At 52.9% G+C, this 17637-nt stretch carries 17 protein-coding genes; 8 read left to right on the top strand and 9 right to left on the bottom strand.

The genetic code is table 11. The annotated features are described in order from the left end of the window. Window positions 1–2 precede the first annotated feature (2 nt). Window positions 3–2585, bottom strand: coding sequence for a bifunctional aconitate hydratase 2/2-methylisocitrate dehydratase (gene acnB / locus SynA1528_RS13010; RefSeq protein ID WP_186587098.1), 2583 nt, complete (start codon window positions 2583–2585; stop codon window positions 3–5). Window positions 2586–2681: 96 nt separating this feature from the next. Between acnB and SynA1528_RS13005 the strand changes: the two genes are divergently transcribed. Next, window positions 2682–3749: a 3-deoxy-7-phosphoheptulonate synthase gene (locus SynA1528_RS13005; protein ID WP_186587097.1), complete on the top strand. Its 1068-nt coding sequence runs from the start codon at window positions 2682–2684 to the stop codon at window positions 3747–3749. Window positions 3750–3889: 140 nt separating this feature from the next. After that, window positions 3890–4216, top strand: coding sequence for a hypothetical protein (locus tag SynA1528_RS13000; RefSeq protein WP_186587096.1), 327 nt, complete (start codon window positions 3890–3892; stop codon window positions 4214–4216). Here the strand turns inward: SynA1528_RS13000 and SynA1528_RS12995 are convergent. The 4 genes from SynA1528_RS12995 to SynA1528_RS12980 all read right to left on the bottom strand — a co-directional run bounded on the left by SynA1528_RS12995 (window position 4209) and on the right by SynA1528_RS12980 (window position 9499). Next, the gene (locus tag SynA1528_RS12995) at window positions 4209–4859 is read right to left on the bottom strand and encodes a diacylglycerol/polyprenol kinase family protein (protein ID WP_186587095.1); all 651 of its coding nucleotides are present in this window, start codon (window positions 4857–4859) and stop codon (window positions 4209–4211) included. The two genes, SynA1528_RS13000 and SynA1528_RS12995, sit on opposite strands and share 8 nt — an antisense overlap. 17 nt (window positions 4860–4876) lie before the next feature. Then, entirely contained in the window at window positions 4877–5863 is a 987-nt protein-coding gene (locus SynA1528_RS12990; RefSeq protein ID WP_186587094.1) for an RpoD/SigA family RNA polymerase sigma factor, read from the bottom strand. A gap of 201 nt (window positions 5864–6064) precedes the next feature. Then, a complete protein-coding gene (ppk1, locus tag SynA1528_RS12985) occupies window positions 6065–8203 on the bottom strand; it encodes a polyphosphate kinase 1 (RefSeq protein WP_186587093.1) in 2139 nt (712 codons plus the stop codon). Between the two features lie 45 nt (window positions 8204–8248). Continuing rightward, complete coding sequence (locus SynA1528_RS12980) at window positions 8249–9499, bottom strand: MFS transporter (protein WP_186587092.1); 1251 nt, start codon at window positions 9497–9499, stop codon at window positions 8249–8251. 47 nt (window positions 9500–9546) lie between these two features. Here SynA1528_RS12980 and SynA1528_RS12975 point away from each other — a divergent pair, with 47 nt between their 5' ends. After that, window positions 9547–10014 (top strand): GNAT family N-acetyltransferase, encoded by a 468-nt coding sequence (locus SynA1528_RS12975; protein WP_011129346.1) that lies wholly within the window; start codon window positions 9547–9549, stop codon window positions 10012–10014. Here the strand turns inward: SynA1528_RS12975 and SynA1528_RS12970 are convergent. Together SynA1528_RS12970 and SynA1528_RS12965 are read right to left on the bottom strand one after the other, a co-directional pair. Continuing rightward, window positions 9975–11045 carry an anthranilate phosphoribosyltransferase family protein gene (locus SynA1528_RS12970; RefSeq protein ID WP_186587091.1) on the bottom strand — a complete coding sequence of 357 codons (1071 nt, stop codon included), beginning with the start codon at window positions 11043–11045 and terminating at the stop codon, window positions 9975–9977. The genes SynA1528_RS12975 and SynA1528_RS12970 overlap by 40 nt on opposite strands. A 73-nt stretch (window positions 11046–11118) precedes the next feature. Continuing rightward, window positions 11119–11241 (bottom strand): hypothetical protein, encoded by a 123-nt coding sequence (locus SynA1528_RS12965; RefSeq protein ID WP_286187841.1) that lies wholly within the window; start codon window positions 11239–11241, stop codon window positions 11119–11121. A 273-nt stretch (window positions 11242–11514) separates the two neighbouring features. On the opposite strand from SynA1528_RS12965, the gene cynS reads away from it, so the two are divergent. Continuing rightward, on the top strand, window positions 11515–11949 hold the full coding sequence (gene cynS, locus SynA1528_RS12960; protein ID WP_071820881.1) for a cyanase: 435 nt from the start codon (window positions 11515–11517) through the stop codon (window positions 11947–11949). 44 nt (window positions 11950–11993) lie between these two features. Here cynS and SynA1528_RS12955 read toward each other — a convergent pair whose 3' ends face one another. Next, window positions 11994–12719 (bottom strand): HEAT repeat domain-containing protein, encoded by a 726-nt coding sequence (locus SynA1528_RS12955; RefSeq protein WP_186587089.1) that lies wholly within the window; start codon window positions 12717–12719, stop codon window positions 11994–11996. 672 nt (window positions 12720–13391) lie between these two features. Between SynA1528_RS12955 and SynA1528_RS13350 the strand changes: the two genes are divergently transcribed. The 4 genes from SynA1528_RS13350 to SynA1528_RS12935 all read left to right on the top strand — a co-directional run bounded on the left by SynA1528_RS13350 (window position 13392) and on the right by SynA1528_RS12935 (window position 17207). Further along, window positions 13392–13595 carry a twin-arginine translocase TatA/TatE family subunit gene (locus tag SynA1528_RS13350; protein ID WP_186587088.1) on the top strand — a complete coding sequence of 68 codons (204 nt, stop codon included), beginning with the start codon at window positions 13392–13394 and terminating at the stop codon, window positions 13593–13595. A 284-nt stretch (window positions 13596–13879) separates the two neighbouring features. Continuing rightward, the gene (locus SynA1528_RS12945) at window positions 13880–15559 is read left to right on the top strand and encodes an ABC transporter substrate-binding protein (protein ID WP_186587087.1); all 1680 of its coding nucleotides are present in this window, start codon (window positions 13880–13882) and stop codon (window positions 15557–15559) included. Between the two features lie 5 nt (window positions 15560–15564). Further along, entirely contained in the window at window positions 15565–16344 is a 780-nt protein-coding gene (gene ntrB / locus SynA1528_RS12940) for a nitrate ABC transporter permease (protein WP_186587086.1), read from the top strand. Further along, the gene (locus tag SynA1528_RS12935) at window positions 16341–17207 is read left to right on the top strand and encodes an ABC transporter ATP-binding protein (protein ID WP_186587085.1); all 867 of its coding nucleotides are present in this window, start codon (window positions 16341–16343) and stop codon (window positions 17205–17207) included. Before ntrB ends, SynA1528_RS12935 begins: the two co-directional genes overlap by 4 nt. Before the next feature lie 40 nt (window positions 17208–17247). Here the strand turns inward: SynA1528_RS12935 and SynA1528_RS12930 are convergent, their stop codons facing one another. Continuing rightward, window positions 17248–17571 carry a hypothetical protein gene (locus SynA1528_RS12930; protein WP_186587084.1) on the bottom strand — a complete coding sequence of 108 codons (324 nt, stop codon included), beginning with the start codon at window positions 17569–17571 and terminating at the stop codon, window positions 17248–17250. Window positions 17572–17637: the final 66 nt, after the last annotated feature.

Genomic DNA, 17637 nt, shown 5'->3' with positions numbered 1-17637 from the left:
GGTCAGGCTTCAGCCAGCACAGCCGCCTCCTCATCCGCACTCATCACCCGGCCTTGATCTTCAAAACCGCTGATCTGATCGAAATTCAGATAGCGGTAAAGCTCATCGGAGAGCGGATCAATTTTTTCAGCTGCGATTGAGCGGTACTCATCGGCGGTGGGAATGCGACCCAGCAGGGCGCAGACCGCTGCCAGCTCGGCACTGCCCAGATACACCTGGGCGCCTTTGCCCAGACGGTTGTTGAAGTTCCGGGTGCTGGTGGAGAACACCGTGGTGTTGTCCTCCACCCGGGCCTGGTTGCCCATGCAGAGCGAACAACCCGGCATCTCCATGCGCGAACCGGCCGCTTCAAAGGTGGCGTAGTAGCCCTCGGCCTTCAGGGTCTCTTCGTCCATGCGTGTCGGCGGGCAGACCCAGAGGCGGGCTTTGTTGCTGCCGGAGCCCTCCAGCACCTTGGCCGCGGCGCGGTAGTGGCCGATGTTGGTCATGCAGGAGCCGATGAACACCTCCTGAACGGGATCGCCGGCGACCTCACTCAGCAGTTTCACGTTGTCGGGATCGTTGGGACAGGCCAGCACCGGTTCGGTGAGCTCGTCGAGGTTGATCTCCAGGACTTCGGCATATTGAGCATCCGGATCAGCGCTCAGCAGCTGCGGATTGGCCAGCCAGGCCTCCATAGCCTTGATCCGCCGAGCCAGGGTTTTGGCATCGCTGTAGCCCCTTGCGATCATGTTTTTCAGCAGGGCCACATTGCTGCGCAGGTATTCGCTCACGGTTGCTTCCGAGAGCTTGATCGTGCAGCCGGCGCAGGAGCGTTCGGCTGTGGCATCGGTGAGTTCGAAGGCCTGCTCCAGCTTGAGATCCGGCAGACCTTCGATCTCCATGATCCGGCCGTTGAAGATGTTCTTCTTGTTGGCCTTCTCCACGGTGAGCAGGCCCTTCTGAATGGCCACCCAGGGAATGGCGTTCACCACGTCCCGCAGGGTCACACCGGGCTGCAGCGAACCGCTGAAGCGCACCAGCACCGACTCGGGCATGTCCAGGGGCATCGCACCGATGGCAGCAGCGAAGGCCACCAGGCCGGAACCGGCGGGGAAGGAAATGCCGAGGGGGAAGCGGGTGTGGCTGTCCCCACCCGTGCCCACGCTGTCGGGCAGGAGCATGCGGTTCAGCCAGCTGTGGATGATCCCGTCGCCCGGGCGAAGGGCAACACCGCCGCGCTGGGCAAAGAAGTCCGGCAGATCTTTCTGGGTCTGCAGATCCACTGGTTTCGGATAAGCCGCGGTGTGGCAGAAGCTCTGCATCACCAGGTCGGAGGAGAAGCCGAGACAGGCCAACTCCTTCATCTCATCCCGGGTCATCGGTCCCGTGGTGTCCTGGGAGCCGACGGTGGTCATCAGTGGCTCGCAGCTGGTGCCGGGGCGAACGCCCGGCAGGCCACAGGCCTTGCCCACCATTTTCTGGGCCAGGGTGAAGCCCTTGCCGGTGTCTGCTGGTGCCGAGGGGCGGATGAAGGCGTCCGAAGGGGCGAGACCCAGCTGCGCTCGGACCTTGTCCGTGAGGGCCCGGCCGATCATCAAGGGAATGCGGCCGCCGGCTCGCACCTCATCGCTGATGGTGCTGGGCTTGAGTTCGAATCGGCTCACCACCTCGCCTTCGCGTTCGATCGTGCCGGAATGGGGGCGGATGGTGATCACATCACCGGTGTTCAGCATGGTGACATCGCATTCGATCGGCAGAGCGCCGGAGTCTTCGGCGGTGTTGAAAAAGATCGGCGCGATCTTGCCGCCGAGAATCACGCCGCCGCCGCGTTTGTTGGGGACGTGGGGAATGTCGTTGCCGGTGTGCCAAAGCACGGAGTTGATCGCACTTTTCCTGGAGCTGCCGGTGCCCACCACGTCGCCCATGTAGGCCACGGGATGACCCTTTTGTTTGAGGGTTGCGATCTTTTTCAGACCCTCGGGATCCCGTGTCTCGAGCATCGCCAGGGCGTGCAGGGGAATGTCCGGTCGGGTAGTGGCGTGGGTGGCGGGTGAGAGGTCGTCGGTGTTGGTTTCCCCTTCCACCTTGAACACGGTCACCGTGATCATTTCGGCCAGGGGCTCACGGCGGGTGAACCATTCGGCCGCCGCCCAGCTGTCCACCACCTGCCTGGCGAAGCGATTGCTCGCCGCCAGCTCCATCACGTCATTGAAGGCGTCGTAAACCAGCAGGGTGCGGCTGAGGCCTTCAGCCGCGCAGCTGGCCAGCTGCTCGTCGCTGTGCTGAAGCAGCTCAATCAGAGCTGCCACGTTGTACCCACCCACCATGGTTCCGAGCAGGCGAGTGGCCTCTAGGGGTGTCACCAGGGAGCTTGTTGCTTGCCCTTGGGCGACGGCGCTGAGCCAGGTGGCTTTCACATAGGTGGCTTCGTCAACGCCGGGTGGAATGCGCTCACTGAGGAGATGCAACAGGGCTTCGTCCTCCCCTGCGGGTGGCTGTTGCAGCAGTTCGGTCAGGGCCTGGGTCTGCTCAGCTGTCAGCGGCAGGGCCGGGATGCCTTGGGCTTCGCGGTCGGCGGCCAGCTCGCGATACGCGCTCAGCATGGTGAGGAATGTGCGGGGCAGAGCACCATTCTTCCGGACAGGGTCTGTTGCCAGTGAGCAGGATGCGTAGCCTTGGTCCGTTTCACGCGCGCGGTCATGGCCACCACCTCGGATTTGCATGTGGTGGAGACCCGTCCGCTGGTGGCTCCGGCTCTGCTGCACGGAGATCTGCCGATTGATGCCGCCGCCATGGAGACGGTCGCATCGGCCCGTCGACGGATCCAGGCCATTTTGCGCGGCGAGGATCGGCGTCTGCTGGTGGTGGTGGGCCCCTGCTCGGTCCATGATGTGAAGGCGGCGCGGGAGTACGCCGAACGGCTGGCCCCGATCCGGGAACGGCTGAAGGATCAGCTGGAGGTGGTGATGCGGGTTTATTTCGAAAAGCCGCGTACGACGGTTGGTTGGAAAGGCCTAATCAATGACCCCCACCTCGATGGCTCGTACGACATCAACACAGGCCTGAGGCGGGCTCGTGGCTTACTGCTGGACCTGGCCCGGGAGGGTATGCCGGCAGCGACGGAACTGCTGGATCCGGTGGTTCCCCAGTACATCGCTGATCTGATCAGCTGGACTGCGATCGGAGCCCGCACCACGGAAAGCCAGACCCATCGGGAGATGGCTTCAGGCTTGTCGATGCCGATCGGCTACAAGAACAGCACTGACGGCAGCGCCACTATCGCCATCAATGCGATGCAGGCGGCATCGAAACCTCATCATTTTCTGGGAATCAACCGCGACGGCCATGCTTCGATCGTGAGCACGACCGGCAACCCGGATGGTCATCTGGTGCTGCGTGGCGGTCATCAGGGCAGCAACTACCACCTGGAGGCCGTTCAGGCTGCTGCAGCGGAACTGAGCAAGGCGGGCCTGAAGGATCGTCTGATGGTGGACTGCAGCCATGCCAACTCGAACAAGGATTTCCGCCGCCAGGCCGATGTACTCGCCACGGTGGCTGATCAGTTGAAGGCTGGATCCGGCCATGTGATGGGCGTGATGATCGAAAGTCATCTGGTGGAAGGCAATCAGAAACTCACCGCTGATCTCTCCCAGCTCACCTATGGCCAGAGCATTACGGATGCCTGCATCAGCCTGGAGACCACGGATGCGCTGCTGTCCGAGCTGGCTAGAGCCGTGGCCGATCGCAGCAGCGTTGTGACGGCATAACGTTCATCATCGATTAGCACTCCAAGTGCCTGAGTGCTAATCAGGCTCTCCTTTTGCGCTTACTAACTGTTCAGCATCAACCGATCATGTTGAACAGATTTTCCATCACTTCTCCGTAGGTTTTGATCAAGACGGAGACGATGTTGATTCACCTTCACTTCTTCGGCTTCGGAGATCCGCTGTGTCGGTTTTCTCTGGAGCAACGCACCGGTCTTCATGTGGAAGGCTTTCGACCCCTCCTGCTGGATGAACTCCTGGGTTGGTCCCAGCGGGTTGCACGTCACCAGCATTGGGACATCGAGCCACTGCAGCAGATGGTGATTAACCGCTGGATGGTGCAGGAGGACCAGATCCGTGGATGGCAGAAGCAACTCACCCATCACCCTGCTGACATTGAACTCGTCGCCGGGCTCGGAAGTCGTGGCGATTGGCAGGGTCATTGGAACGCCATGCTGCGGGTCAGCTGATCAGCAACACCCAGGTCAGGCCCACCAGCAGCGGCACGCTGAGGTTGTCCACCCCCGCGGGACTGACTTGTTCCAGGGCCGTGGCCAACGCACTGATGCCTATGGCAACTCTCCAGGCGATGGCGTTGCCGTTGACCAGCATCAATCCGACCAGCACCAGTGTTGAGACCAGGGCCATGGTCAACGTGCCAGCGACGGACTTCGTCTGTCCCAGCACGGTCCACCGCGCTGAGTTCACCGATCGGCCGATGAGGCCAGCCAGTCCATCGCCGAGAGCCATCACCAGAACACCGGCGCAGACTGCATCGGCTCGGGCGGGCCAGCACAGAATCAGCAACATGGTGATCGCCAGGCCGTAGGCAACAGTGCCGTAGCTGTTGCGATCGACATCCTCAACGGCCGGAACGATGCGCCATCGGTGGTTGATCGCCGTTGCCAGGGTCACCAATACGGCAAAGGGAACGGCGATCCAGGCCGGGACGGCGAAGAACCAGGCCAGCGGAACCACGGCTCCTGTGCCGATGTGGATGATTTTGCGAGACAACTCCTGCTGATCGGGCCAGCGCTGACGAGTCAGCACGGCGATCAGCACCACGATCCCGAGCCAGAGACCAATGGCGATGGGTCCGATCAGATGCACCACCGGACTGGAGGCTTGGATCAGGCGGCCTGCTGATGATCGGTCATCGAGCGCAGCTTGAGGATGGCTTTGGCTTCCAGCTGACGAACCCGCTCGCGGGACACATTGATCTGACGCCCGATCTCCGCAAGGGTCAGCGGCTCTTCACCGCCAAGACCGAAGCGAAGCCGCAGGATCTTCTGTTCCCGCTCATTGAGCTGGGACAGCCAACCACCGAGATGCTCTTTTTGGATGCTGCGGTCCATGCCTTCCATCGGCTCCTCGCCGTTGGGGTCTGGAATCAGCTCACCCAGGGTGCTGCGGTCTTCCTCGCCGCGGGCATGGGCATCGAGCGATGCACAGGGAGCGCTCTGGGAGATCAGATCCTCCAGCTCGCGCGGCTCAATGCCCATGGCACTGGCCACTTCCAGTCGATTCGGTTGACGTCCGAACCGATGGGACAACTCCCGCGAGATGCGCCGCATCTTGGAGAGCTTTTCGCTGATGTGAATCGGCAGCCGGATGGTGCGGGCGCTGTTGTCGATCGCGCGGGTCATCCCCTGGCGGATCCACCAGTAGGCGTAGGTGGAGAACTTATATCCCATGGCCGGGTCGAACTTATCGACGGCCCGTTCGAGTCCGATCGCTCCCTCCTGAACCAGATCCAGCAGTTCCAGCCCCTGGTTCTGGTACTTCTTGGCGACGCTGACCACAAGGCGGAGGTTGGCGGCCATCATCCGATCCCGGGCACGTTTGCCCATGCGGATTTTGTGACGATGACGGGAGGTGAGCTCTTCTTCAGGGAGTTCCTGAAGTTGCTTCATCTCCTGAACGTGGTGAGCCAGCTCAATCTCCTCAGCGGCTGTTAGCAGAGGAATGCGACCGATACTGCTGAGATAAAAACCGATGGAATCGGTGGCCAGACGGCCGCCTTGACGTGAAGATGCCCGCCGTCCTGTGGATGGCAAGGCAGGTGACTTCCGGGAAGACTTTGCAGTCGATCCGGAAGAGTCCAGAGGGATCCCCATCACCCTGGTCTCCTGATGAATTTAATGTGAATTTAGCACTCACCTTCTGATTTGACTGTTGTGAATCCGAAGACTTTCGGGAGCCCCTGATGTGGTTTACGACACCCGTGTGTGCCGGGAGTGCGTTGAACGGCTTCGGCTTGATTACAACGATTTCGTATCAGTCATCACGGATATTTGACGCAACTTCATCTCAAAAGATCACGATTGCGGCACGCCTTGGCTCCATTGCTTGATCAGTTGAACTTGAGAGTTGCGAACGTCCCCTCCGTCCTCTGGTTGCCGTTGGATAAAGCTGCCATCGCTTTGCATGTCCCAGGCGCCCCGGTTGTCCTTCAGGTAGAGCTCCAGCAAGCGCTCCAGTCGGCCTCGAAGGTTGGCATCTTCCACGGGTGTCACAGCTTCCACCCGGCGATCAAGGTTGCGACTCATCCAGTCTGCGCTTCCGATGTACACCTCAGGTGAGCCACCGTTTCCGAACCAGAAAATGCGCGAGTGTTCGAGGAACTGGCCGATGATGCTCACAACGCTGATGCTTTCACTCAGTCCTTCTCGGCCTGGGTAGAGGCTGCACATGCCCCGGATGATCAGTTCAACCCGCACATTCGCTGCTGCAGCTTCGTACAACAACGCGATGATGTCCGGATCCACCAAGGAATTCATCTTGGCTCTGATGTGACCTTCCCGACCTTCCCTGGCATGTTCGATTTCACGCCGGATCAGGGATTCCATCCCTTTGCGCAGGGTCACCGGAGCCACCAGCAGTCGGCGGAAACTCTGCTGCTTTGAGAATCCGGTTAGGTAGTTGAACAGTTCCACCAGGTCTTGGCCCAGTTCCGGCCGCGTGGAGAGAAGCCCGAGATCGGTGTAGAGCTTCGAGGTCTTTGAGTTGTAATTCCCGGTCCCGATGTGGACGTAACTGCGTAGCTTTTCTTGCTCTTTGCGGACCACCAGAACGATTTTGGTGTGGGTTTTTAAGCCCAGAACGCCATACACCACATGGACGCCGGAGCGTTCCAGTTGTCGGGCCCACTGGATGTTGTTGTCTTCATCAAATCTGGCCTTGAGTTCCACAAGAGCCATCACCTGCTTGCCATTTTCAGCGGCACGGATGAGTGCCGCGATGATCGGTGAATCCTTCGAGGTTCGATACAGGGTCATCTTGATCCCCATCACCTGGGGATCATCAGCGGCCTGGTTGATGAATTCCTCCACCGTGGTGGAGAACAGGTCATAGGGGTGATGCAAGAGAATGTCTTGTTGGCGCATCACCGAGAAGATGTTTTCGAATTCCTCGGGTTTGATGGCACCTTCGTCTATCAGATGCTGTTGGGTTCTGGCCAGCACCGCTGGCGTCTGTCCGCCGTGCTGTTTGTCCTTCAGTTTTGGCAGAGGTAGAGCCATCAATCCGAAGAGGTCATCCAGACCCAGGGGTCCATCAATCCTGTAAAGGTCTTCTTCCTCAACGGCGAGGCCATTCATCAACATTTCAACGACGTCCTCGGGCATATCGTTGGGCACCTCGAGTCGCACCACTTCGCCTCCCATCCGCCGTTTGCGTAGACCCTGCTCAAGGGCAAGCATCAGGTCATCGGCTTCGAGATCCCGCAGTTCCAGGTCGGCATCGCGCGTCACGCGGAAGAAGTAATGCCCCTGCACGCTCATCCCCGGAAAGAGGAGATCGAGGTTGAAGGCGATCACCTGTTCGAGCGGTACGGCGGTGTGGATCGGTTTGGGATCGCTCTCACTCAGCTCGGTGGGAATGGAGACGAAGCGGGGCAGGTTTTTCTGGGGAACCTTCACCCGTGCGAATTGACGTTGGCCTGATTCCGGGTCGTGAATGACAGCGGCAACGTTGAGGCTGAGGTTGCTGACGAAAGGGAAGGGATGTGCCGGGTCAACGGCCAGTGGCGTCAGCACTGGAAACACCGAATGGCGGAAGGTGTCGCTGACCCATTGCTGTTGTTGCTTGTTCAACTGGCTGTAATCCAGCAGTTCAACGTTGTGGTCGAGCAGTTGTTTGCGCAGTTGTTTGCGGTAGTGGTCCTGCTGTTGCTGCAGCAGGGGTATCAGCCGTTCGCGAATGGTCAGCAGCTGTTCGAGCGGCGTCTTTCCGTCTTCGCTGGGGGTGGTGATGCCAGCTTCCACTTGAGACTTCAGGGACGCCACGCGCACCATGAAGAACTCATCAAGGTTGTTGCTGAAGATGGCGCTGAACTTGGCCTGGTCCAGCAGGGGGGTGCGCTGATCCAGCGCTTGGGCGAGGACTCTCTGGTTGAAGGCGATCCAGCTCAGTTCCCGGTTGATGTAGCGGTCCGGGCTCAGAACGGCGGAGCTCATGGGAGGTTTGGAGCTGGATCTGCGGGGTCAGCCGAAACGTAGCAATCAGATTCGTGTTTCAACCGTGGCTGAACGGGGGGCACCAGCCACCAGACCAGCAACGCCGAACAGCACCAGAGCACCGATCCAGAAGGGACTCGTCTGTCCCAGACGGTCATAGCTGAATCCTGCAGCGGATGCCCCCAGAAAGGTGCCGAGACTCTGGAGTCCCTGCAGTCCTCCCAGGGCTGCTCCCTGACCATCCCGCGTTAGTCGTTTCGAGACCAGCGCCCGCAGACAAGGCGTGACCAGGCCGGTGCCCAGCGCCAGCAGGGCGACGGCGCTGTAGATGACCGGCATCGATGTCTCTTCCGTGGCGAGCGGCACCATTAGGCAACCCACGCTGAGCAGTCCCAGACCCGCCAGGGTGAGACGGAGTTCGCCGAATCGCTTCACCAGCGGGCCGATCAGTCCTCCCTGCACCACCATGGCGATCACGCCCACCAGGGCAAAGGCGGCTCCCGCCATCCCTTCCGTCCAGTTGAAGGCGTTGCGCAGATAAAGCACAAGAACCGTGGTGAAGCCGTTGAAGGCCATGAAGAAGCCGAAGAAGGCCAGGGCCAGACGCCGCACGTCCGGACGGGCAAACACCCGCTGAAGCAGCGATACAGGGTTGAGGGCTCGCTTGCGCGGCAGAGGTTTACGGGCCTCAAGGGGATGGGTTTCCGGCAGCAACAGACTCACCATCACCAGGTTCACGACGGCAAACCCGGTGGCACCCCAGGCGGGGAGGATGCGGTTCATTTCACCGAGCACACCACCGAGGCCTGGTCCAAGGGCAAAGCCCAGACCGAAGGCAACACCGATCAGTCCAAAAGCTTTGGCACGGTTCTCCGGTGTTGTGACGTCCGCCAGCACGGCGGTGGCGGTGGCGGCCGTTCCGCCGCTGATGCCATCGATGATCCGGGCTGTGAACAGCAGAGCCAGGGGGACGCCTGCTGCGGCAGCTCCGGGCCAGATTTGCTGCCAGGGCACTGTCAGGGTGGTGGCGAACAGTCCCATGCCGACGACGGAGCCACCCACACAAATGCTGATCACCGGTTTGCGGCCGAAGCGATCACTGAGGGCACCGATCAGTGGCGCCACGGCGAATTGAGAGAGGGCGTAAGTCCCCGACAGCAGACCGACGGTGCTGCCGCTGCTGCTGAAGTCCGCCAGCAGAAAGGGCAACAGCGGTAAAAAAATGCTCTCGCTCAGTCGATCGTTCAGCAGCGTCAGAAACGCGCTGAGCAGGGTGGGGATACGGGGGCGCTGCAAAGGCGACCGGCGGTTGAAGGAGACTCACATTCCCACAGGCCGATGGCATGCCACTCCGCCCGATCGGGTCCGCTGATCACCCCCTGCTGCGGGAGATCTACGCGGATGCCATCGAGAGTCAGGCTCCGGGGCTCTATTCCTCAGACCAGGTCCGCGCCTGGGCGGCTCTGGCCTGGTTGCCCGGGATCCTGGATCGCACCTTCCTGGAGGGGCAGGGGTGGATTAGCGGTCACGACGCTGCCTTTGCCATCCGTGAACCGAGGGATCGCTTGTCTTTGCTTTATTGCCGAGGACGGGCTTGCCGCCAGGGCCATGGCCGCGCCTTGCTGGACCAGATTGAGGCCGATGCCCGCCATGAGGGGGTGGAGCGGTTGCGCACCGAAGCGAGTCAGTTGAGTCGTCCGTTGCTGGAACGCTGCGGTTGGCGTGTGCAGGCTCCAGAAACCATCAGCATCGGAGGCGTCCCGTTCAAGCGCTATCGGATGGATAAATGGCTTCTCCAGGACCGCAGCTGATCGAGGCATTGCAGGGCTTGGCCTGTTTTCAGCACGCCATCAGCTGTTTGCAGGCCTGATTCAAGGCTGTCGCTGAGGCCGCTGAACCAGAGGTAAGCCCCGGCATTCCAGCGCAGGGCATCCAGGAGTGGGCCACGGTTGTCGAGTGCCGCAAGGGCCTTTTCCGTCCAGGCCGTTTCGTCGCTCCACTCCACATCCGCTGCATGGCAGCCATGGTCTCGAGGGTGAAGAATCAGCCGTTCGGCCTGGCCCTGCTGAACCCTTGCGGTGATGCAGGCCCGCCCGATGGGGAGATCGGTGCCACCTTCCAGACCCTTCACCGTGAGCAGATTGGTTTCGCCGGCCAGCTTGAGGGCCTCCCAGGCGCGGCTTTCCGTGGGGGGATGAACGAAACCACTTACCAGCAGGTGGTTGCCTTGATGGGGTGTCCACAGCAGTTCAAGACTGGCCACTGGAGGACGTTTGCCCAGTTCCTCGCGGTAACCGATCAGGCTTTCGGCGATGGCGAAATGGTCGGGCTGGTGGATCAGTGCAAACCCGGTCTGCTCGAAGCCGTCTTGGACAGTGGCTATGGAGAGACCCGCCAGGTCAAGGCCCAGTATTCGGAACAGATCAATTGCGGTGACGCCGTATTTGATCGGCATGCGATCCCCCCCTTGCAGCACCACGGGCTGACCGCAGGCGAGCAGCACCAGCGTGGTGAGTGGGTAGATAGGGGCCGTGCGTGTGCGACCGTCAAAGGGCATGCCGAAACAGAGAGGCGGCCGCTGACCCTCTGCACTGGTCAGCACAGGACCAAGTCTGCGGTAGGTATCGAGCATGCCGGTGAGTTCCTGAGGCTCCGGCCGGCGGATGCGATGGGCGATCAGGAAGGCTCCGATTTGAGCTGGGGATGCCACCCCATCGAGCATGAGATGGAGCGCATCGGCAGCCTCCTCCCTGCTCATCCCCTTGCTGGTGTGCTCACCACTGCCAACTTTGCGCAGGTGCTGCTTGAAGCGTTCCCGACCGTTGACGATGGCGCTGGTCACAGATGTCCCTTCAGCTGAGCGAAGTGTTCAGGAGTGCCGGACCCCGTGAACGTAGTGATTGATACTAATCGTCCTAGCTTTGTGGCAGGACATTCAGTCCATCGAAGCTGCCGTGCCGGGGATGGTCGGGGTTGTGACGACCATCGGCGTAGTACAGACGCTCGAGGGCGAGGTTGATGGCCGGTTTTGCTTGCAATTGTTGGCTGAACAACAATGACGAGATTTCCCGAAAGAACTGACCCACATAATTATAATATGATTTTTTTGTTGCAGCGTCACGGGGTTGCAGCGTCACGGGGTTGCAGCGTCACGGGAACGTGTCTGTTGTATACGATGCATCAAAACGATGAATTGATTTGGTCGCCGTTGCTGCATTTTGAGTGCATTTGCTGGGTGACACTTACGATGCTGCTGAGACGTTCCGATCTGGAATGCTGCTTTGAGGCAGTTCATTGTTCGCTTAACCGTTATGTCTTTAACAGCCACGTTGATGGCCGCCAAAAAGGCCAAAGGTATGAGTTTTGCTGATCTCGAGGCGGCTATTGGTCTCGATGAGGTTTGGGTTGCATCTTTGTTCTATGGCCAAGCGACGGCCTCGAAGGAGGAGGCCGAGAAACTTGCTGGTTTGTTATCCCTTGATGCAGAAACAACAGCGGCACTGCAGGAGTACCCAACCAAGGGAAGCCTTGAGCCAGTGATTCCCACTGATCCTTTGATTTATCGTTTTTACGAGATCATGCAGGTGTATGGCATGCCTCTGAAAGATGTAATTCAGGAGCATTTCGGAGATGGAATTATGAGTGCTATTGATTTCACTATAGATGTCGATAAAGTTGAGGACCCTAAAGGTGATCGTGTCAAAATTGTAATGTGTGGTAAGTTTTTACCCTACAAGAAATGGTAAAACTTAGGCTTTCGACTTATCTAAAGTCCAATTGTTATTGGGCTTTAAGATCTAAACTGTTCGTTAAGTTTTTTTTGGGCTAATAATCGTCTTGATTCACTTTTTAGGGTTTTACTAAGTTTTAGTAGATATTTTTTGCTATTTTCGGATGCTATACAGCTAAGAGCACGGAGTGCGGTAAATGCGACTTCGTCAGAGTCTTCTTGACACAAACAAAATAATTGTTTGCAGATTTCTTTACTGTCACGACGCTGAATTATACGGATTGCTGCAATAACAACTGAATCCCGAAAATCGTTGAGTGCTTCATTACAGTAATCCAATAGTTGGTGATCTGTTAGAAGATGTGAGCGAAATTCCAGCAATTGAAGACCAGCGAGTCGAAAATTTTGACCAGGATGATGTAAGCAATGAGTGACGATTGCTTCGGGAACTTCAGCACCCCAACAACCAAGCGATTGAACTGCAGTTAGTTGAAGTTTTTCATTATAATTGCTGCGCTTGAGCAATTCCAGTAACCATTCACGGGCCTCAATTTGATGGCAGAGTCCTGCGGCCATCACCAAATCAGGCATGTCGCCATAGCGTTGCAGTAAATGTTCAATAGTAGGCCAGCCACGATCTGCAAGCATACCCATTTTTTCACAGAGAGCTAGCCGCAGATCAGTAGCAAGGTTGGGCGAATAGACATTTTCTAACCAACAAGGATCCAAGGGAACCTTACGTGAATTGCCGAGTCTCTCCCACAGATCTGATTCAGTATCCTTCATGGTTATTTAGCGTAAGTAGTTTTTTTGGTTTCAAGATGTAATTCTTCATTGTGTAGAAACGAACACAACAATTCTACCATATAGTCTTGGTATCGTATGAATATATCACATATCATTTTCCCTATTTTAGGCTTGCTGAATCTGAGCGTATGATTTTTCATTTATGGTTACATAGGTAAATGATTACTACTCGCTCTAGACAAATGATGTATGCTGAATTTATCTAAACCTCATTAATTGTAATTAAATGGTATCCAGTTCTACTAAGAATTCGTTGTCGGTTAACAATTACGATTTTCTATCAACCTGTCGGTATTTTACTTTCACGTCTGTACCAACCAGAACTCGACTCTTTTTTGATTGTAATAAGGCATTTGAGATAAAGTTATATATCCTTATACTATTTTGAAGTCTGAGTGGTTAAATAAGCAATGAATTAAGAGAATACCACAAACGATCATATACTTTTGAAGCCGAATATTAGGAGAATGTGCCAGCTAATTGATTGCCTGTAAATCAATTAATTATATTGTTTACTGCATGACTTTACATTATGCACGTATACCGTTCGATAGTAATCTTACAAAAGCAAAATTGGTAATCTTAAATATGTCTAAAATCAACTTGATGAACTTACCGGCACAGCTATTATAAATTATCGTTAAATCACAAATGAGCTTTTTTGGATTAGGTTTTCCTGAGCTACTAATTATATGCCTTATTTTTTTATTAGTCTTAGGGCCTAATAGTTTGCCCAAAGTAGGAAAATATTTGGCTAAATATTTGGGCGGTTTTAGATCCGCCTCTGGTGAATTTAAGAAAGAAATTGATGTAGTTGTCTTGGAGGACAAAGATCCTAAAGAAGATACCCTTTAGTCTTAAGGCGATTGATCTGCGCAGCAGATCTTCTCTCAAATATAATAAATTTCCAATAATAAAAATTCACTCATTGTTGCAATAAGTATAATTTTAAGTTTAAGCGCATACTGTTTAGGGCATCCAACAAATGTTATCTGGAGAACTACCTTTCTCTCTAATAAATTGAACAGCCGATTAATGTAGCAAGTGAGACAATTCTGACAAATTTTGCTATGAGTATCACCTGATACAACATCCGCGTTCGCTTTCCAACTATAAATGTAGAACTATGAACTCGATTTGTGTCGAATCTTTTCACCTCGCATGCATCAACAACAACTCAGACTGCCGCTGAGATCCTTAAGTCACAGCTTCAATGTAATAGCACTACAGAAGCTACATCAAATTCTCCTTCCTTTCAACCACAAACCGGTCATGGTTTGTTTTGCTTCTGTGTAGAGTGCCGGCCATTTAGTCCAGATCATCAAGATTTTACCGAAGATATGCCTTCAGATCCTGAGGATTTGATGGATGATTTTTATAAAATGGGTTTGATTAAAGCCGATGCTGTAGAAGTCGCTGAGGCTGTTTCATCAGCGGAGCTTAGAGAGATTCTTTTTTATAAGAACGCTTCTCAAGGTGATCCTGCCAAGGAAAAGCTTTTGCGGGCACTAGCTGAAGAAGCCGGTGGATTAGATCAAGCGATGGCAGCAGCCTTTGGTCCTCAAGCAGGTGAATTCTTTGCCTCTATTCACTCTAGTTCCCCTTTTGGAAGAAGGTCATTTCTCAAAGGATTGGCTGCTGGTGCGGCCATGATAACAATTGCCAATAGCGCAGGCTTAGATACTCAAGATGCTCATGCAGCAGGTCATGCCGGCGGTAAATTAGAGAAAACTAACTTGAAGATTGGATTCATTCCAATTACATGTGCAACACCGATAATCATGTCAGAACCTATGGGTTTTTATAAATCTAATGGGTTGAAATGTAAGGTTGTGAAAATGCCAAGTTGGGGAGCTGTTCGCGATTCGGCCATTGCAGGTGAGCTTGATGCTTATCACATGCTCGCTCCAATGCCTATCTCTATGACTTTGGGATTGGGAACTTCTCCATTCAGCGTCAAACTAGCCAGTATTGAAAATATCAACGGACAAGCAATAACTGTAGCTAATCGTCACAAGGATACAGTTAAATCTGCCGCAGATATGAAAGGCTTTGTGTTCGGAGTACCATTTCCATACTCGATGCATAATTTACTACTTAGATATTACCTCGCTAAGGGTGGAGTTGATCCTGACAAGGATGTACAAATTCGCCCTGTACCACCACCGGATAGTGTTGCCCAGATGGTTGCAGGTGATATCGATGCATATTTGATGCCTGATCCATTTAATCAAAGAGCTGTGTTTGAAGGTGTTGGTTTTATTCACCTTCTAACTAAGGATCTTTGGGTTGGTCATCCATGCTGCGCTTTCGCTGCGGGTGAACCCTGGATTAACAAGCATCCAAATACTTTTAAAGCCATCAATAAATCTATTATTGAAGCTGCGAATTATGCAACAAATCCTACTAACAGATCTGAAATTGCGAAATATATTTCTGGCCGCGCCTTCCTAAACCAACCGACTAAAGTCGTTGAAGCTGTTTTGACAGGCAAGTTCGATGACGGCTTGGGCAATAAGAAAAATGTTCCTGACAGAATAGATTTTAAACCTTATCCTTGGCAAAGCTTTTCACATTGGATTCAGTCTCAACTTGTACGATGGGACCTTGGAGGAGCTGCTGACGCAATTAAAGCTGGTGACTTTAATGCTAATAGTGCCGCAATATTCCTAACAAATGAAGCTCAATCTTTGGAAAGGGAGCTGGGTTTCAATCCTCCCTCCCGTTCGTTCAAGACTGAGAAGCTTGCATACGACAGCTTTGACCCTACTGATCCGTTGGGCTATGTCAGCAAACAAATTGATAGGGACGGTGTATAAACTGTATGTCTACAAAGTCAACAATCCTGAGATCGTTACTGATCTCAGGATCTAGTCTCCTTTCTTTTTGCGTTGTCTGGGAAATTATAGCCAGTGCCAATTTAATTCCTAATTTTCCAGGGGCTTTAAAGACATTTCAGGAATTAATATGGTGGATATCAGATCCATTTTTTGATAACGGTCCTAACGATTTAGGTATTGGTTTTAATTTACTTATAAGCTTAAGAAGAGTCCTAATTGGTTATACACTTGCAATGGTTGTTGCAATTCCAGTCGGTCTCTTTGTTGGTGTTTCCAAAACCGTTAAGTCTTCTGTTGATCCTTATGTACAACTACTTAAACCGGTCTCACCGCTTGCCTGGCTGCCCATTGGCTTATTCGTATTTAGAAATTCAGAAGTTACCGGTATTTTTGTCATTTTTATTACAAGCATCTGGCCGACTTTAATTAATACCGCAATTGGTGTTCAATCCGTAGATTCTGATGTCTTAAAAGTTGCAAAGTCATTAGGTGCTTCCAAAACTAATACCATTACCAAAGTCATCTTACCTGCAGTAATGCCAAATATTTTAGCTGGCATGAGAATTTCAATGGGTACAGCATGGCTTGTAATAGTGGCTGCTGAAATGCTTCTAGGCACGGGTATCGGATATTTTATATGGAATGAATGGAACAATTTATATGTAGCTAACATATTTGTAGCAATTATAATCATAGGAATAACTGGTTATGTACTGGATCAAATCTTTGAGATTTTGCAACTTCGATTCAATTACGATTCATGACTAAATCTGGTTCAAGTTCAGCTGATTCCATTTCTTACAAGGAACATGAATCTCATGTTGAAATTGTAAATCTAAGAAAAGTTTTCCCAATTTCTCGACCTTCTCTTTTTAACAAAAAAACTGAGAACTATATTGCTCTTGAAGGTATAAATCTCGATATTAAAAAGAACACTTTTGTCTCTTTGATTGGCCCTTCGGGTTGTGGTAAATCAACGCTTTTGAATCTTTTAGCAGGATTAGATGATTTCACGTCTGGTGAAATTTTCATCGAAGGCAAGCCACTGGTTGGCCCTGGTCCAGACAGAGGTATAATTTTTCAGAACTACGCACTTATGCCCTGGCTAAGCGCCGCAGGCAACATCGAATATGCCTTGGAGACGGCCTGTCCAGAACTAAGTACCTCACAGAGGCGTGAAAAAGCCAGATACTTTTTGAATATGGTTGGGTTAGAACGCTCAATGAACAAGTTTCCAAAGCAAATTTCAGGTGGTATGAAGCAGAGAGTTGCTATTGCACGAGCTTTGTCTATTAATCCGTCTATGTTACTTATGGACGAGCCTTTTGGAGCCCTTGATGCCCTTACAAGGTCCTATTTGCAAGAAGAAGTGTTAAAAATATGGGAGAAAAATAGAGTTACAGCACTTTTAATTACACATAGTATTGAAGAAGCATTGTTAATGTCTGACAAAATTGTACTTATGTCTAGTGGACCATCTGCAAATATTGCAGATATTATAGATGTCCCTTTGCCAAGGCCCAGAATCCGTAATATTATAGAAAAAGATTCTCTCTTCATTGATATCAAACTCCAACTTGAGGATCATCTCCTTCGCGAAACAAGAGCAGTTGAAGAGTCTTCTTAGTTACACTTTGTGTTTATTTAACTTGCCTAAAGTAGCTCTTTTATTTTATTATGTATTTCGTAATTTCACTTAATTCTATGTCTCCGGGTCTAAAGTATCTTACATATAACGTATCAACATTTTTGTAATTACCTTTAATAAATTCTTGGAATTCTTCTTCATTGCTTATATTGCAATGTTTAGGTTGTATCTCTTTGCCCTTTAACAATTCTCCATCCTTTTCAATTCCAACGATAATTATTAAAATCTTTCCTTGAATAATACTTGCACCTGATTCTTTTAATAAAGCAAGAGTACTTACTTCTTTCATTAATTGTGAAAAAATATCTTGGTCTTCGTTACTTTTTGCTGATTCTTCATTCATTAGCAATGGGCTATGGTTGTTTCTATATTATAAACATACATGTTATTATAAAGGACTCTATTGTCG

This window comes from Synechococcus sp. A15-28 (assembly GCF_014280175.1).
In the GTDB taxonomy this organism is placed as follows: Bacteria; Cyanobacteriota; Cyanobacteriia; order PCC-6307; family Cyanobiaceae; genus Parasynechococcus.
Note: the sequence above shows the minus strand (reverse complement) of the source record. Positions and strands in the feature narration are given on the sequence as shown.

What these genes read in the sequence shown, in the direction of transcription:
- acnB (WP_186587098.1), bottom strand. Translation starts at nt 2,585, where the DNA reads ATGCTGAGCGCGTATCGCGAGCTGGCCGCCGACCGCGAAGCCCAAGGC.
- SynA1528_RS13005 (WP_186587097.1), top strand. Translation starts at nt 2,682, where the DNA reads ATGGCCACCACCTCGGATTTGCATGTGGTGGAGACCCGTCCGCTGGTG.
- SynA1528_RS13000 (WP_186587096.1), top strand. Translation starts at nt 3,890, where the DNA reads ATGTTGATTCACCTTCACTTCTTCGGCTTCGGAGATCCGCTGTGTCGG.
- SynA1528_RS12990 (WP_186587094.1), bottom strand. Translation starts at nt 5,863, where the DNA reads ATGGGGATCCCTCTGGACTCTTCCGGATCGACTGCAAAGTCTTCCCGG.
- ppk1 (WP_186587093.1), bottom strand. Translation starts at nt 8,203, where the DNA reads ATGAGCTCCGCCGTTCTGAGCCCGGACCGCTACATCAACCGGGAACTG.
- SynA1528_RS12975 (WP_011129346.1), top strand. Translation starts at nt 9,547, where the DNA reads ATGCCACTCCGCCCGATCGGGTCCGCTGATCACCCCCTGCTGCGGGAG.
- cynS (WP_071820881.1), top strand. Translation starts at nt 11,515, where the DNA reads ATGTCTTTAACAGCCACGTTGATGGCCGCCAAAAAGGCCAAAGGTATG.
- SynA1528_RS12955 (WP_186587089.1), bottom strand. Translation starts at nt 12,719, where the DNA reads ATGAAGGATACTGAATCAGATCTGTGGGAGAGACTCGGCAATTCACGT.
- SynA1528_RS13350 (WP_186587088.1), top strand. Translation starts at nt 13,392, where the DNA reads ATGAGCTTTTTTGGATTAGGTTTTCCTGAGCTACTAATTATATGCCTT.
- ntrB (WP_186587086.1), top strand. Translation starts at nt 15,565, where the DNA reads ATGTCTACAAAGTCAACAATCCTGAGATCGTTACTGATCTCAGGATCT.
- SynA1528_RS12935 (WP_186587085.1), top strand. Translation starts at nt 16,341, where the DNA reads ATGACTAAATCTGGTTCAAGTTCAGCTGATTCCATTTCTTACAAGGAA.
- SynA1528_RS12930 (WP_186587084.1), bottom strand. Translation starts at nt 17,571, where the DNA reads ATGAATGAAGAATCAGCAAAAAGTAACGAAGACCAAGATATTTTTTCA.